Genomic DNA, 15,738 nt, shown 5'->3' with positions numbered 1-15,738 from the left:
AGGATGGATTTGCACTTCTGTATCGCGCACGCTTAGCATTTTTGCCCGTGAGGTGCTGGCTTATTTTATTTTTCAGTTGTGTCTTGCGGCCCGGGTTGCTGATAGCGCAGCCGCGCACCGCTGACAGCCTACAAGCGGTATTGCGGGCTAGCCCCCGCCCCGACACCACGCGCGTGCGCCGGCTGCAAGCCCTGAGCCAGGCCTTGTTTATGGACGACGCGCCCCGGTCAACGGCGGTTCTGGAGCAGGCGCTGGCCCTGAGCCGCCAGCTGCGCGATTCCGTGGGAATGGGGCAGGAACTGCTGGGGCTAGGCACGCGCTATCGCCGCCGGGCCGACTACGGCCGCGCCCGGCAGCGCACGCAGGAGGCGCAGGCCCTGTTTGCCACGCGCCGCGACATGGTGGGGCTGGCCAATACGTTCCTGCAGTGGAGCCTGATTGAGAACGAGCAGGCTAACCCCGCGGCCGCGCTGCGGGCGGCGCTCCGGGGGCTGACCTACGCCGAGAAGTCGCGTAACCTGAAGATTGTAAACCGGACGCGGGTGGCCATTGGCGGGGTGTATGTGCAGCTCGGTAATTATCAGGATGCGCTGGATGTGCTGCTGCCCATTTTTCGCAATGCTGCTGCGTTGCGCGATGAGCACATGGTGGCCTCGGCCCTGAATATGGTGGGCAATTGCTACCGGCAGCTCAACGACCAGCCCAAAGCACTGCGCTACCTACGCCGCTCTGTGCAGCTGAACCGCAAAACGGGCGATGTGCTGAACGCGCTTAGCGACGAAATCAGGCTGTCAGAGCTGTACGCCGGGCAGGGCAAATTGCCGCAGGCCCTGTACTACGCCACCCAAGCGCGCGCCGAGGCCAAGGCCACCAAAGACAATTACAACCTGCCGCCCGCCGAGCTGGCCGTGGCGCGGGTGTACCTGCTGCAGGGCCGCACCGACAGCGCCGTGGCGCTGGCCGAACACGCCTTCACGCTCAGCCAGCCGTCGCGCAGTAACGAGAATCTGCGCAACGGCAGCGACATTCTGGCCCAGGCATACGCGTGGCGCGGCGACTTTGCCAACGCCTACCGGTACCAGCGGCTGTGGGGGGCGTACAAGGATTCGGTGGCGGGCATCGAAACCCAGCGCCGCACCAGCGCCCTGCGCTACGGCTACGAGCTGGCCCGCAAGCAGGACCAGATTGCGCTGCTCACCCAGCGCCAGCAATTGCAGGAACAGAAGGCCCACCAGCAGCGCCAGGAAATGCGCGGCCTGCTGGCCGGCTTGGCGGGCCTGTTGCTACTGGCCGGCCTGCTGGCCCGCAATATTTTCCTCAAGCAGCGGACCAACCGGGCGCTAAACGAGAAAAACGAGCAGATTGCCCACCAGCGCGACCGCCTCGACCAGGCCCTTACTAAACTGAAAGTGGCCCAGAGCCAGCTGGTACAGAGCGAGAAAATGGTGGCCCTGGCCGCCCTCACGGCGGGCGTGGCCCACGAAATCCAGAACCCGCTCAACTTTGTGAATAACTTCTCCGAAGTGAGCCTGGAAATGCTGGCGGAGCTGGAGGAGGCGCGGCAGGAGCCTACCCGCGACCCTGAGCTGGAGGCCTCGCTACTGGATGATTTGAAACAGAACCTGCTCCGCATCAACCAGCACGGCGGCCGGGCTGCGGGCATTGTGCGCGGCATGCTGGAGCACGCCCACGCCGACCCCGGCCAGCGCCAGCCCGTCGACCTGAACGACCTGGCCCAGGACTACCTGCGCCTGGCCTACCACAGCCTGCAAAACACCCACCGCGACTTCACCGTGGCCCGCACCCTCGACCTGGACCCCGCCCTGGGCCCCCTGCACGTGGTGCCACAGGAGCTGGGCCGCGTGCTGCTCAACCTGTTCACCAACGCCTTCTACGCGGTGCACCAGAAGGCCCTGCTGCTGGGGCCGGCCTACACGCCCTCGGTGCGGGTGCGCACCCGGCGCGTGAGCGGCGGCGTGGAGCTGCATGTGCGCGACAACGGCACCGGCATCGCCCCGGTGGTGCTGGACAAAATTTTTGACCCCTTCTTCACCACCAAGCCGCCCGGCGAAGGCACCGGCCTGGGCCTGTGGCTGAGCTACGACATCATCACCAACGGCTACGACGGCACGCTCACGGTGCGCTCCGAAGAAGGCGCTTTCACGGAGTTTGTGGTGACCCTGCCGCAGGACCAAGGGATGCCTGTAGTTGCGGCGGTCGCTGGTGCATCGGAAGAGGCGTAATGAAAAACACAAAAGCCCGTCATGCTCAGCATGACGGGCTTTTGTGCCAAATGCCGCCCTTACAGAATAAAGCGGGTGCTGAGGAAGCTGCTTTCCTGGCCGTCCACGATTTCGTTGAAGAGGTGCTTGTTGGCCTCGGTCTGCTTGGTGGCTACTACGGTGCGGATGCTGAACGAGCGCAGCGCGTCGTACACCGAGAGGGTTCCTTCGGCCGAGTCCTTGCGGCCGGTGAAGGGGAAGGTGTCGGGCCCGCGCTGGCACTGGGCGTTGATGTTCACGCGGCTCACCTGGTTCACGAGCTGGTCGATGAGGTCGGCCACCTCCTGCGATTCCGAACCGAAAATGCTCACCTGCTGGCCGTGGTCGGAGTCGATGATGTACTGGATGGCTTTGTCGACGTTGGCGAAGGAGGCCACCGGCACCACCGGGCCGAACTGCTCCTCGCGCCACACCTTCATGCCGGCCTTCACGGGGAATAGCAGAGCGGGGTACACCAGCGGGCCGGCCGTGGTGCCACCGCCTTCGTTCATCACGCGGGCGCCCTGGGCCTGGGCATCGGCAATGACTTCGGCCAAATAATTGGGTTTTTGGGGCTCGGGCAGGGGCGTGATGTTCACGCCCGCGTCCCAAGGCATGCCGGGTTTCAGCTTGTTGATTTCGGCGGCGAAGCGCTGCACGAAATCTTCGGCAATGCTTTCGTGCACCATAAACAGCTTGAGCGCGGTGCAGCGCTGGCCGTTGAAGCTGAGCGAGCCGAGCACCGATTCCTTCACGGCCACGTCCAGGTCGGCATCGGGCATGACGATGGCCACGTTCTTGGCATCGAGCCCGAGAATGGCGCGCAGGCGGTTGCTCTTGGGGTGCATTTTCTTGAGCGAATCGGCCACGCGGCTGCTGCCGATGAGCCCCAGCGCGTCAATCTTGCCCGAGGCCATAAGGGCCGGTACCACCGCGTTGCCGCGCCCGTACACGGTGTTCACCACGCCTTTGGGGAAGGCTTCGGCAAAGGCGGCCAGCAGCGGGAAGTGCAGCAGGGTGCCGTGTTTCGGAGGTTTGAAAAGGACCGTGTTGCCCATGATGAGGGCCGGAATCAGCATGCAGAACGTCTCGTTCAGCGGGTAGTTGAAGGGGCCCATGCAGAGCACCACGCCCAGCGGCGAGCGCCGAATCTGGCCGATGATGCCTTCGGTGATGGTGAAGCGCGACGAGTCGCGGTCCAGGTCCTTGAGAGCGTTGATGGTGGCATGGATGTAGTCCACAGTACGGTCGAACTCCTTCTCCGAGTCAACCGTCGACTTGCCGATTTCCCAGAGCAGCAGCTTCACGATTTCGGCCTTGCGGGCCACAATGAGGCGGGTGAATTTCTCGACGGCCGCGATGCGTTCGGCCACGCTCAGCATGGGCCACTCGCCCCGGCCGAAGTTATAGGCGCGCACGGCGGCATCGAGGGCTTTGAGGGCTTCGGCCTCGTCAAGCAGTGGGTAGGAACCGATGACGCGGGGCGCGAGCGAGCCGTCGGGCCGGCGCTCAAACATGGGCGAGACGACTTCCTGGGTGGGGCCGGCCCACTCGCGCAGCTCGCCGTCGAGCAGGTACTGGCGCTGGTGCAGCGGCTCGGCGAGGCGCCAGGCTTCGGGAATGGCCGCCGCGTCGGGCGGAAAGAGTTGGGTCAGGGTTGAGGTGCTTACAGCCATGGTAATGGGCAAAAAGTGCGGTGCGAACCTACGCAACAGCGTATGGGTACGGAAATATTGGCCCGCCGTGCTGATTTCGGCCCCTTCTCACGGGAACGTTTGCGTACCGCGCATGCCCCCGAAAACCGCTATGTTTCCGGCGAAATTATTTTTCTGCTCATGTCGCTACGCCTCCTGCTTTTGCTCAATTTCGCCGCTGCCGCCTACCTCACCGGCCTCATCTGGACGGTGCAGGTGGTGCATTACCCCAGCTTTGGCAAGGTGTCAAAGGAGGCGTGGGCAGCCTTTCACGCGGCTCACACCCGCCGCATGAGCTACGTGGTGATGGCCCCCATGGTGCTGGAGCTGGGCCTGGCCATCTGGCTGGCCTGGGCCGGCCGCACCGCGCTGCCCCACGGGGCCGGCTGGTGGAGCCTGGGGCTGGTGGGGCTGGTGTGGGCGGCCACGTTCTTCATCGCGGTGCCCTTCCATAACCGCCTCGAACAAGGCTACGACTACATTGCCATCGACGGCCTCACGCGCACCAACTGGCTGCGCACGCTGGCCTGGACGGCGCGGGCCGGGCTGCTGGGCTGGCTGCTGATATAGAGAAGCAATATTTTGCGTCTCGTCGTTAGGGCGATACAATGCGGACACGGTTCTAACAACTCAACGACGAGACGCAAAATATTGCGTCTCTGCATCCCTAACAGGCCCTATTTGCCGGCCCTGCTCTTCTCCCGCGTGGCCTTAAACTCCGAGCCATTCTTCCAATTCGGAAAAGTGGTTTCGCTGGCCAGCTGCTGGCCTACGCGGAACATGAAGCGGGCATCTTCGGCCGCGCCGCGCAGGTCCCAAGCTGGGTCGAACTGGTCGGCGGGCTGGTGGTAGGCTTTCTCTTCGAAGTCTTTGCGCTGCTTTTCGGCGAAGGCTTTGCCGTGCAGGCGGCTGTCGAACTGCCCGCTGGCGTAGAGCGCCGGAATGCCCACTTTGGCGAAGCTGAAGTGGTCGGAACGGTAGAAGCTGCCGGTTTCAGGGTGTTGAAAAGGGATGACGTAGCGGTTCTGCTCCTTAGCGGCGGCGCGGGCGTAGTCGTCCAGATCCGACTGCCCGTAGCCCACGATGGTCACATCGCGCATCGGCCCGAAGGCCAGCAACTCGTCCATGTTAATATCAGCAACCGTGCTGGCCACCGGAAACAGCGGGTGCTGGGCGTAGTAGTCCGAGCCCAGCAGGCCCTGCTCTTCGCCCGTCACGGCCAGGAACACGATGCTTCGCTGCGGTTTTTCCTTGGCCTGCTTGAAGGCATTGGCAATGGCCAGCAGGCCGGCGCAGCCGCTGGCGTTGTCGAGCGCGCCGTTGTAAATCGAGTCGCCCGCAATGGGCTTGCCAATGCCCAAGTGGTCCCAGTGCGCCGAGTAGATGATGTACTCCTTCGGGTGGGTGGTGCCTGGCAGCACGGCCACCACGTTTTTCGAGGTTTTGCGCGTGATTTTGTTGTGGATAGTGGTGCTCAGGCGCAGGTTCATGGCCCGGCCGCGGAAGCCGGGGCGGTTGGCAGCGGCGTAGGCTTCGTCGTAGTTCTGGCCGGCGGCCGTGAAGAGGCGCTTGGCCGCGTCGAGGGTCATCCAGCCTTCGAGGGCCACTTTGCTGGCGCCGTGGTCGGGCGTCTGGGGGTGCAGCTTGGCCCCACCGTTGCTGCTTTGCACCACCGTCCAGGGGTAGGAGGCGGGCTGGGTGTCGTGGATGATGAGCAGGCCGGTGGCCCCGTGGCGGGCGGCCTCCTCGTATTTATACATCCAGCGGCCGTAGTAAGTCATGGCCTTGCCCTTGAACATGGTGGTGTCGTTGCCCGCGTTGCCGGGGTCGTTGATGAGCACCACCACTGTTTTGCCTTTCACATCGAGGCCGGCGTAGTCGTCCCAGTTATACTCGGGGGCCGTCACGCCGTAGCCGGCAAACACCAGCGGTGAATCCTTGATGCTGACCACTGGCTTTTCCTGCTCGGTCAGGAACATAAAATCCTGCCGGTACTTCAGCTGCAGGGTCTTGCCGTTGCCCGTTACCGTCGCAATCGAGTCGGGCTGGCCCGCAATTTCCACCAGTGGCACCGCCTGGAAATACGAGCCATTAGCCCCCGGCTGCAACCCCAGTTTTTTAAACTCCGAAGCCAAGTAAGCCGTGGCTTTCTCTTCGCCCGCCGTGAACGGCCGTCGGCCCTGAAACTCATCCGAAGCCAGCACCTTGATATGATGCGCCATGAGGGCGGGCGTGATGCCGTCGTTGGGAGCTGGCACGCTGGCGGTATCAGTGGGCGCAGCTTCGGTTTGGGCCGTGGTTTGGGCCGTTTCCGACGACGAGGTTTTGCCCTGGCAGCCCGCCAGCAGCAGGCCCGCGGCGGCCGGCACCAGCCAGCCGCTCAGTATTGGTAAACGCATCGGTACAGAGAGTTACCCCCGGCCGCGACGCCGGAGCTGCCTACAGCCGGGCAAAATGCTCGGCCGCAATCCGCGCGCCTTCTTCGGTGCAGATGCCCCGAATGTAGTACAGGAAAATGCTGCGGAAAACTTCGCGCATGTTGTAGCGGTCGGGCGGGAACACCTGCGGGTTGAGCAGCATGTTCAACTGCTCCACAATAATCTTGGTAACCAGCTGAATGTTAATGTCCGAGCGGAACATTCGGTTGCGAATGCCGTCATTCAGCAGCTGTTGAAGCTGCGGAGCCGAGTAGGTGTTTACGTTGTCCATGGCCGCTTCCCACGTCTTGGGGAACCCAGTTTGCAGGTCGACGTAAAATTGACCCGGCACGGCGGCCAAGTCGCGCAGGCCCAGCTGCAGCAAGCCGTACAGGCGCTCCACGGCCGACGAGTATTGGGCAAACAATTCCACGTGTTCGCGCTTCTGGCGCTCTATGTCGGCCAGAATGGCGTGGTGCACCAACAGCTCGCGGCTGGGAAACTGGGCCGCCAGGTCGGCCTCGGTGGTGTGCAGGGTGGTGGCCAGTACGGCATCGGGCGCGGTGTGCAGGCCGTAGCGGTAAAAGACCGGCATGGCGGCTTCCAGAGAAGCCGTCGGCAGCGTAAAATCAGGCATCCAGGGAAAGCGTAAGTCTGTTTTCAGAAGGGAAAGTGCGAGCGAGAGGGGGGCTGGCGTCGGGCCGAACGCTGTCGCGCCGGTTAGAGTGCCCCGAGCAGAAAGAAAAATAGCAGTTGCGTGATGTACACCAGCGGCACCAGCGGGTTGCGCTTGGTGAAGGTGGTGCGGTTGAACAGCATCTGCAAGATACAGGCAAAGATGAACCAGTCGCGGAAATTTTGGAACGGAATCACGCCCGCCGACCAGTGCCAGAAATCGAAGCGCCCGGCCACCGGCTCCAGGCAGGCATCGAAGCCCACCATAAGCCCGGCCGCCAGCAGGATGCGCGGCAGCTCGCCCAGCGGCAAGTAGCGCACCAGCATGCCGCATAGGTAGGTGAGCACCAGCCAGTTCAGGCCAATCATCGGCGGTACGCCTTTGAAGGGCTGGGCATCGAATAGTTTAAAGCCCAGCGTATCGCCGTAGGTGTAGTGCCCGAAAAACCGGCCCGTGTTCACGCCCACAAACTCGGCCCCGAAACCCAGCAGCACCACCGTGAGGCAAAAGCCCCAGAAGCTGGCATCGCGCTTCGGCTGGAACCACAGCAGCAGCAGCGCCGTGAGCCCCAGCGTGAGCGGCGTAAAGCGCAGGTAGAAATCGGGGTTTTGGGAAAAAGCCAGCCCCACAAAACCGGTGAAATGAAACAGCAACACCAGGCCCTGGGCCACACGCAGCCGGCGGTTAGTCGCGGCCGGGAGCGGCTCGGTGTAGTCAACCATGGAGGGAAAGCGGAATAAGGAAAAGGGGATAGGTCGGCAATGGAAATCAGGAAGTTGAGCAATCGCAACAATATTCGGTCGCCGCTCCCTTTTCTTATTCCCTATCCCTTATCCCTCATTAATTAAAGACGAAACGATTTTGGCCGACAGCAGGCACAGCGGAATACCGCCGCCCGGATGCACCGAACCACCGCAAAAGTACAGCCCTTCGAGCCGCCCCGAAAAATTGGGGTGCCGCAGAAAGGCCGCCAGCGCGTTGTTGCTGGAACTACCGTAAAGCGCCCCGCCAAACGACGAGGTATCGGCGGCAATGCCGGGCGGCGTCCAGATTTTTTCGGTGGCAATCAGCGGCCTGATGTCGGTGCCCAATGCCTGGCTCAGCTTACGCAGCACGGCGGCGCGGGTTTGCTGGGTGAGGGCCGGCCAGTCCTGGCCCTGGTCGTGGGGCACGTTCACCATCACAAACCAGTTTTCGTGGCCGGGCGGGGCATCGGTAGGCGTTTTTTTGGAGGTGATGTTCACGTACACCGTCACATCATCGGCCACGGTTTTCTGCTGGAAGATGGACTTGAGTTCCCGCTGGTAATCAGCCGAGAAGAAAATGTTGTGCAAATCCAGCTCGGGAAATTCGCGGCTGATGCCCCAATAAAAAATCAGCGCCGATGAGGAACGGGGCTGGCTTAGGGTGCGCTCGGGAGCGGGCTCGCGGGGCAGCAGGCGGCGGTAGGTAGGCACCACGTCCATGTTGCTCACCACGCGGCCGAAGTCGTACACGTCCTGCGCTGTGCGCAGACCCGTCACGCGGCCATCAGCCACGATAATTTCCTCCACGGCTTCGTTGTAGCGGAATTTCACGCCGAACTCGGTGGCCAGCCGGTTCAGGCTTTCGGCAATGGCATAAATGCCGCCTTCGGGGTAAAAAGCGCCAATGCCGTGCTCCAGGTGCGGAATCATGCTCAGCGTGGCCGGGGCTTGGTAGGGGTCAGAGCCATTGTAGGTCGCGTATCTGTCGAATAGTTGCACGAGGCGCGGGTCATTGCCAAAGGCCTTTTCGTGGCGCTGGTGCATGGTGCCCAGCAGGCCTAGCTGCGGCAGGGCGGCCACAGCTTTCAGCGTTTCGGGGCTGAAATAGGTGCCGGCTTTGTGCAAAGACTTGTGCAGGAAGGTACCCGCTGTAGCATCATACGCCCGCCCGGCGCGGGCCAGAAACTGCGTAACGGCCGCCGCTGGCGTGCCTAGTTTCTCTTCCACCTCAGTCGCAAATTTCGTCGCCTCAGCCCAGGCCGTAAGTTGAGTGCCATCGGCAAAAAAGTAGCGGGTGATGGGGTCGAGCCGCTCGTAGCGGAAGTAGTCGGCGGGTTCGCGCTGGGCCAGCCGGAAAATATCATCCACCAGCTGCGGCAGCGTAAATAAGGACGGCCCGGCATCGAACCGGTACCCGCCGGGCAGCGCAAACTGGTGCATCTTGCCTCCGAATGTGGCCCCGGCCTCAAATACCGTCACGGGGTGCCCGGCCACCGCCAGCCGCGCCGCCGTGGCCAGCCCCGCAATACCCGCGCCGATAACGGCCACCGGCTGGCGGGAAGGTGCTATTTTGATTTTCTTTCTGAACACTGGACTGCTAACCGCCGCAGCGGGGGGAGAAGTTTAGCCGAAGCGGCCAAAAATAAAGCGGCGCTCCGGAGCGAACATTTGCTGTCTACTCCGGAGCGCCGCTTTATTTCTTAAGTCAGCTTATTCCACGGCCAGTACCAGCCCTTTCAGGTACGCACCTTCCGGATGGAATAGGCTCACCGGGTGGTCGGCGGGCTGGGTGAGGCGGTGCAGAATGCGCGCCGGCCGGCCCGCTTCGATAGCCGCCGCCAGTACCGCGCCCTCAAATAATTCGGGGCTAACAACTTGCGAGCACGAGAACGTGAACAGCAGCCCGCCGGGCGCGAGGTGCGCAATGCCAGCCATGTTCAGGCGCTTGTAGCCCATCAGGGCGGCGTGGCGGGCGCCCATGTGCTTGGCAAAAGCAGGCGGGTCGAGCACCAGCAAATCGTACTGGGCCGAGTGGTTTTTGAGGAAGCCCAACACGTCGTCGGGGTAGGCGGCGTGACGGTCGGCGTGGTTTGATAATTCGGCGTTGCGCTCGGTGAGGGCAATAGCTTTTTTGCTCGAATCGACGGAGTGAACCAGCTCAGCGCCAGCCTCCAGCGCATATACCGAGAAGCCGCCGGTGTAGCAAAACGTGTTGAGCACCTTGCGGCCCGGCGAGTAACGGGCCAGCAGTTCGCGGTTGTCGCGCTGGTCGATGAAGAAGCCGGTTTTCTGCCCCGTTTCCCAATCCACGGCAAACTGATGGCCGTTTTCGGTTACAATATGCTCGCGGCCCGAGCTTTCGCCAAACAGGTAGCCATTCTGAGCGTCGGGTACGGCGTTGCCGGGCACGGTTTCGGCGCTCTTATCGTAAATGGCGCGCAGCTTATCGCCGAACACCACTCGCAGCGCGGCCGCGATTTCAGGCCGCGCGCGGTACATGCCCACGCTGTGGGCCTGCACCACGGCCGTGTCGCCATACACATCGATGATGAGGCCGGGCAGGCCGTCGCCCTCGGCGTGCACCAGCCGGAACACGTTGGTATCGGCCGTGCCGGTCAGGGCCAGGCGCTGGCGCAGGCGGTAGGCATTGCCCAGCTTGCCTTCCCAGTACTTGGCCGTCGGCAATTCAGCTTCGGGGCCAAAATCCAGCATGCGCACGGCAATGGAGCCGCCACTGGAGAAATGGCCCACGCCCAGCAGCTCGCCGTTGCTGGCTTCTACGCGCACGGGTTCGCCCTCGCGGGGCTCGCCCAATACGCGGGCAATGGCGCCCGAAAACACCCAGGGGTGGCGGCGGCGCAGGCTGTGGTCTTTTCCGTTTTTGAGGACGATGGTGGCGGGGTTCAGCATAGTTTGCAAAGGTACGGCCCCGCGCCGGGCCGGCTGGTTCCGCCTACCGGAACCAACGCCGGTAAATGGGCCGCCGCCAGGCAAACTGCGCCCACATGGCTGGGTATATCACCACATCGAGCAGGCGCGAAGCCGTGCGGTATTCCAAGGCATCCACAATCACGCTGCCGCCCTTGGGGCCGGGCTGAATAAGGTGGCGGTGCCGCCAGAACCGCAGCGGTGGCGGCAGAATCTGGCCTTCATCCACGAAAAAATGAGTGCCGTCGGGCTGCACGCCGTCGTCCACAATCAGCGAGGTCCACGGCAAACGCTTCACCAGTGTATCAAGCTCAATTTCAACCCGGTCGCCCGTGCGGCAGCCATCGAACCGAAGCAGCCGCAGCCGCGGAAACGGCGGGGCCAGGGCCACAAATAATTCGCGGGTGAAGCCAGCCATGACCGCGGCCGGGGGCTGCGTAACGGCGGTGCGTAAGGTGACGTGCATGAGCTTTGCTAACCTCGGCCAGTGGCGGTTTACCCCAGCAGTTCCTCAATATCCTCGCGGGTGAGATGCTTAATTACCGCCTCATCGGTGGCAATAAGTTCACTCACCAGCGCCAGCTTGCGGCGCTGCAGGGCCAGGATTTTTTCCTCCACCGTGTTCTGAGTGATAAACTTGTAAGTGAACACCGGGCGCTGCTGACCGATGCGGTGGGCGCGGTCCACGGCCTGGGCCTCCACGGCGGGGTTCCACCACGGGTCGAGGATGAAGACATAGTCGGCGGCGGTGAGGTTGAGGCCCACGCCGCCGGCTTTGAGGCTGATGAGGAAAATTTTCAGGTCTTCGTTTTCCTGAAAGCGCGCCACTTCGGCGGGCCGGTCGCGGGTAGCACCGTCGAGGTAGGCGTAGTGCATCTGCCGTTCATCAAGCGCCGCCCTCACCAATGACAAGTGCTGCACGAATTGGCTAAATACCAATACTTTGTGGCCTTCGGCTACCACGTTGCGAATCATGCGCAGCACTTCGCGCAGCTTGCCCGATTCGTGGGTGTAGTTTTCGTCGGCCAGGCGTGGGTGGTTGGCAATCTGACGCAGGCGCGTGAGGCCCTGCAGCAGCAGAAACTGCGTGCTGGCCGGGCCGTGCTCGTCGAGGTTACGCAGGATTTTATTGCGGTAAAAGCTCTTGGTTTCCTCGTAGGCGTGGGCCTGCTCGTCCGTCATCTGGCAGTAGCTTAGCTGCTCGGTTTTGGCAGGCAGTTCCTTAGCTACCTGTGCTTTGTGCCGGCGTAGGATGAACGGCTTGATGAGGGCGTGCAAGCGGCGGGTGCGGCCTTCGTCCTGGTCTTTCTCAATAGGCTTGAGGAATTCCTTGCGGAAAAACGCCTGCGTGCCTAGCAGGCCCGGGTTGATGAAGGACATCTGCGACCACAAGTCCATCGTGCTATTCTCCACCGGCGTGCCCGTGAGGATGAGCCGGTGCTTGGAATGCAACTGCCGCACGGCCTGCGAGGTGGTGCTCGACGGGTTTTTGATAGCCTGCGATTCATCCAGAATCACGTAGTCGAACTTGTAGCCGGCCAGTAGTTCGGTGTCCAGCCGCACGATGCCGTAGCTGGTCAGCACCACGTCGTAGTCGGCGAAGCGGTCGGGGTTTTTGTCGCGGTAGGTGCCGGTGTAGGCCAGTACGCGCAGCTCGGGTGTAAACTTCTGAGCTTCATTCAGCCAGTTGAAAACCAACGAGGTAGGCAGTACCAGCAGCGAGGCCGCGCCCTGCGCCTCCCCGCTTTCGCGACGGTGCTGCAGCATGGCCAGCGTCTGAATCGTCTTGCCAAGCCCCATGTCGTCGGCCAGGCAGCCGCCGAAATGGTAGTCCTGCACGAAGCGCAGCCAGTTGTAGCCGGCCTTCTGGTAGGGGCGTAACTCGCCCAGAAACCCGGCAGGCAGCGGGTGGTCTTCCACTTCGGCAAAGTCGCGCAGCTTTTCCAGCTTGCGGCCCATGCGCACGGTGGCCAACTCATTGCTTTGCAGGTCGGCCACCAGGGCCAAGTGGTGGCGGCGCAGGTTGAGTCCGTCCTCGGTTTCTTCGCCGAAAGCAAACAGCTCTAGGTAGTCGGTAAACCACTCGTCGGGGATGATGGCAATCTGGCCGTTGGGCAGTTTGAACTCGCGCCGGCGCTGCAGAATGTGCCCCCGAAGCCGGATAAACGGCACTTCAATGTCGCCGAAGCGCACCGTGCCGCGCACATCGAACCAGTCGCCGGCTTCCTGAATGCCCACCTGCACGCTGGTTGGGCCAATGAAGTAGTTTTTGGTAGCCGTAGCGGCGGCTTCCACCGTGTAGCCCAGCTCCGTGAGGGCCGACGAGTTGTCGTGCAGCCACTTGAAGGCTTCGGCTTTAGGCAGCGAGGCGTGGCCGTTGGCCACCACGAGGCGGCGGGCCTGCAGCTCTTCCACAGTGGCTTGCTCCTGCTCCGGGTTGCGCAGCAGGCGATGGAATACGTAGCTGTCGGCTGTTTTTTCGAGGTGCACGCTCACGGGCTTGCTGGTGCCCAGCGGCATGAGGTGCGGGCCGTAGCGAAAGCTCAGCTCGAAATGAATCTGCTCGGTTTCGGCCCCGGTGAGTAGCGGCGCAATGGGCTTGGGCAGCGGAATGCGGCCCCGGCGCGGCGGGCCGGGCGGCCGCACGGGTGCTTCGGGCGCGGGCAAGGCGGGCTGGGCGTCGCTGAACGTGAGCCGCGGCCGCGCCACGTAGCGCTCCGAACGAATGTCAAAGCCCCGGGCGTGCACCTCGAACGCCTCCATGAGCGGGGCCACGAACTTTTGGAAATAGCTTTCCTCCACGTTGCGGGGCACCACAATAAATTTCTTCTTCAAAAACGGCAGCAACTTCTTGCCGTCCACCTCGGTGCGGAAGGAGTAGAGCAGGTCGTTGAGCAGCAGCCAAGCTGGCTGCAGGCACACCAGTACCGCATCTTTGTATTGAAAATCAAGCTTCTGCCCTTGGTACTGAATGGTGGGGAAGTAATGGGTGCCCTCCTCGTTGCGACGGAAATGGAAGAGGATGGATGCCTTGGCCGGGGCCATACCAATTTCCTTCCAGGTCGGCTCGCCGTCGCGGCCCATGATGAAAACCTGCTTGCCCGCCAGCCGCGCCAGAATGCCGGCCATGCGCGTTTGCACGTACTTGGAAATAACCTCCTGAAGTGGTTTGTCGCCCTTTTCGGCGTTGTAGGTCTTGAGGAAAAACTCGGCCGTGGCAATCTTGCGGGGCCAGAATTCTTTCACCACTGTCTCCTGCTGAATCTGGTCGCAAAGCTCCACCAGCTCGAAGTCGGTGGCATCGAGCCCGGCCGCGAATTCATGGGCATTTTTCCCCGAAACGGTCTGGTGCTGAAGCGTTAGCTGGCCGCGCGGGCCGAGCTGGACCACGTAGGCCGCGAACAAGTGGCCCAGGAACTCGTGTTCGAAGAGCGAGTAGACGATTTGAAACGGTTCAGCGGTAGATACTTTCATAGCCGGGCACGCGGAAAGCGCAAGGTAGGGCAGAAAGCGGAAATTAGCGTAGCCGAGCTTTGCTGCCAGGGGCGAATGTTAGCCCCTTACGACATAAAAACTCCCAAGATACCGGAAATTCGATAAACGCTATAAATTCTCTCGCAAGTCCAACTTGCTCGCATTCAGCGCCGGGCGAATGCTCACGGCCAGCGTGATGAGGATGATGGAGAGGCAGGTAAAAATCAGGTCCGAGGCCTGCATTTTTACGGGGTAGGCGTCCACCACGCTCGTGGCCATGCCCATGCTCACGAAGCCGAACCTCTGCTGCAGCCAGCACAGCGTGACACCTAGAATGAGCCCGGTGGCCGCGCCCACCAGCGCCACAATGGCCCCCACGTACAGAAACGTGCGCCGCACCGTCTTCTGGCTAGCGCCCATGGCTAGCAGCACCGCAATATCCTTTTTCTTATCGATGACCAGCATCGAGAGCGAGAAAAAGATGTTGAGCGAGGCAATGAGCAGGATGAGCGTGAAGGTGATGAACACAAACAGCTTCTCCACTTTGATGGCCTTGAACAGGCTGACGTGCTGTTCGTCGGAATCCTGCACCTTAAAATCGGGCCCAAGCTGCTTGCGCAGCTGCTCCTTCACCTGCTCAATCTCGAAGCTCTGGCCCACCTTCACGTAGAGGGCCGTGCGGCGGGTGCCATAGCCCAACAGGCGCTGGGCAAAGGCGAGCGGCACGAAAATGTAGCTGTCGTCGATGTGCTGCTCGATGAGGAAGACGCCGCCGGCTGTCAGGTTCTGCTCGTTGAAGGCATTTTCGGGGTTGAAATCGAGGGTCTTTTTGCCGGGCGTGTTGCGCGGGTACAGCAGGCGCATGGGCGCCAAGCGGTTGTTGAGCGTGATGCTGAGCTCGTGCTGCACGCCGGCGCCCACCAGGGCCAGCTCCAGGCTGTCGCGGCGCAGGCGGTGGTCGCCTTCGCGGATGTTGGCATCAATCTGGCTCTGGCCAAAGTAGTTATCCGAAAGACCGCGCATTTTCACCACCATCTGGCGGTCGTGGTATTGCAGCAGGGCGTTGTCCTCGATTACCTCCGTGAGCAGGGCCACGCCAGGCGTGTTTTCCAGCTTCATCAGGAAGGTGCGGTCGACGGGGAAGGCCTTGCCTTTGGCGGCGGAGATGACAAGATTAGGGTCTGACTTGCCGTAGAGCGTACGCACCAAATCCTCCAGCCCGTTGAACACCGACAGCACGATAATCAGCGCCATGGTGCCCACCGCCACCCCAATCATCGAAATGTTGGAGATGATGGTGATGATGTTGCGCTTGTTCTTGGAACGGAAGTAGCGCCGGGCAATGAGGATGGGTACGTTCATAAATCACGGATTCGTCGGATTTCACGCGGTTTGGGCGGATTTCGTGGACGACTCCTCAGGTGATAGGAGGGTGGCTGCGCAGGAGTTGCGAACGGAAAGCTACGCTAACGGAGCTGTAAATGGAAAGTTGACAGAACCCAACGAACAGATAACGGCCCCAAAACCCAGCGAATCCGCGCC

General features: G+C 62.0%; 11 protein-coding genes. 2 read left to right on the top strand and 9 right to left on the bottom strand.

The window, feature by feature from the left end; translation table 11 throughout:
- The first annotated feature begins 83 nt into the window (after nt 1-83).
- Nucleotides 84-2,243 (top strand): tetratricopeptide repeat-containing sensor histidine kinase, encoded by a 2,160-nt coding sequence (locus tag I7X13_RS11840; protein ID WP_213019066.1) that lies wholly within the window; start codon nt 84-86, stop codon nt 2,241-2,243.
- A gap of 59 nt (nt 2,244-2,302) precedes the next feature.
- Here the strand turns inward: I7X13_RS11840 and I7X13_RS11835 are convergent, their stop codons facing one another.
- A complete protein-coding gene (locus I7X13_RS11835; RefSeq protein WP_198075645.1) occupies nt 2,303-3,937 on the bottom strand; it encodes an NADP-dependent glyceraldehyde-3-phosphate dehydrogenase in 1,635 nt (544 codons plus the stop codon).
- Nucleotides 3,938-4,096: 159 nt separating this feature from the next.
- Between I7X13_RS11835 and I7X13_RS11830 the strand changes: the two genes are divergently transcribed.
- On the top strand, nt 4,097-4,525 hold the full coding sequence (locus I7X13_RS11830) for a hypothetical protein (RefSeq protein WP_198075644.1): 429 nt from the start codon (nt 4,097-4,099) through the stop codon (nt 4,523-4,525).
- Nucleotides 4,526-4,632: 107 nt separating this feature from the next.
- Here I7X13_RS11830 and I7X13_RS11825 read toward each other — a convergent pair whose 3' ends face one another.
- From I7X13_RS11825 to I7X13_RS11790, 8 genes are all read right to left on the bottom strand, one after another.
- Nucleotides 4,633-6,354, bottom strand: coding sequence for a M28 family metallopeptidase (locus tag I7X13_RS11825; protein ID WP_198075643.1), 1,722 nt, complete (start codon nt 6,352-6,354; stop codon nt 4,633-4,635).
- A 40-nt stretch (nt 6,355-6,394) separates the two neighbouring features.
- Nucleotides 6,395-7,009 carry a TetR/AcrR family transcriptional regulator gene (locus I7X13_RS11820; RefSeq protein ID WP_198069445.1) on the bottom strand — a complete coding sequence of 205 codons (615 nt, stop codon included), beginning with the start codon at nt 7,007-7,009 and terminating at the stop codon, nt 6,395-6,397.
- An 83-nt stretch (nt 7,010-7,092) separates the two neighbouring features.
- Entirely contained in the window at nt 7,093-7,770 is a 678-nt protein-coding gene (locus I7X13_RS11815) for a carotenoid biosynthesis protein (RefSeq protein ID WP_198075642.1), read from the bottom strand.
- Nucleotides 7,771-7,878: 108 nt separating this feature from the next.
- Complete coding sequence (crtD, locus tag I7X13_RS11810; RefSeq protein ID WP_317191567.1) at nt 7,879-9,384, bottom strand: 1-hydroxycarotenoid 3,4-desaturase CrtD; 1,506 nt, start codon at nt 9,382-9,384, stop codon at nt 7,879-7,881.
- Nucleotides 9,385-9,504: 120 nt separating this feature from the next.
- Nucleotides 9,505-10,701 (bottom strand): class I SAM-dependent rRNA methyltransferase, encoded by a 1,197-nt coding sequence (locus I7X13_RS11805; protein WP_394368588.1) that lies wholly within the window; start codon nt 10,699-10,701, stop codon nt 9,505-9,507.
- Between the two features lie 46 nt (nt 10,702-10,747).
- Complete coding sequence (locus I7X13_RS11800) at nt 10,748-11,188, bottom strand: SRPBCC family protein (RefSeq protein WP_198069442.1); 441 nt, start codon at nt 11,186-11,188, stop codon at nt 10,748-10,750.
- A gap of 29 nt (nt 11,189-11,217) precedes the next feature.
- Nucleotides 11,218-14,196 carry an SNF2-related protein gene (locus I7X13_RS11795; protein WP_198069441.1) on the bottom strand — a complete coding sequence of 993 codons (2,979 nt, stop codon included), beginning with the start codon at nt 14,194-14,196 and terminating at the stop codon, nt 11,218-11,220.
- Between the two features lie 129 nt (nt 14,197-14,325).
- The gene (locus I7X13_RS11790; protein WP_198069440.1) at nt 14,326-15,558 is read right to left on the bottom strand and encodes an ABC transporter permease; all 1,233 of its coding nucleotides are present in this window, start codon (nt 15,556-15,558) and stop codon (nt 14,326-14,328) included.
- Nucleotides 15,559-15,738: the final 180 nt, after the last annotated feature.

It is taken from the genome of Hymenobacter negativus, from assembly GCF_016056375.1.
In the GTDB taxonomy this organism is placed as follows: Bacteria; Bacteroidota; Bacteroidia; order Cytophagales; family Hymenobacteraceae; genus Hymenobacter; species Hymenobacter negativus_A.
The sequence above is the reverse complement of the archived record's forward strand: the minus strand, read 5'-3'. Positions and strand labels throughout refer to the sequence as shown.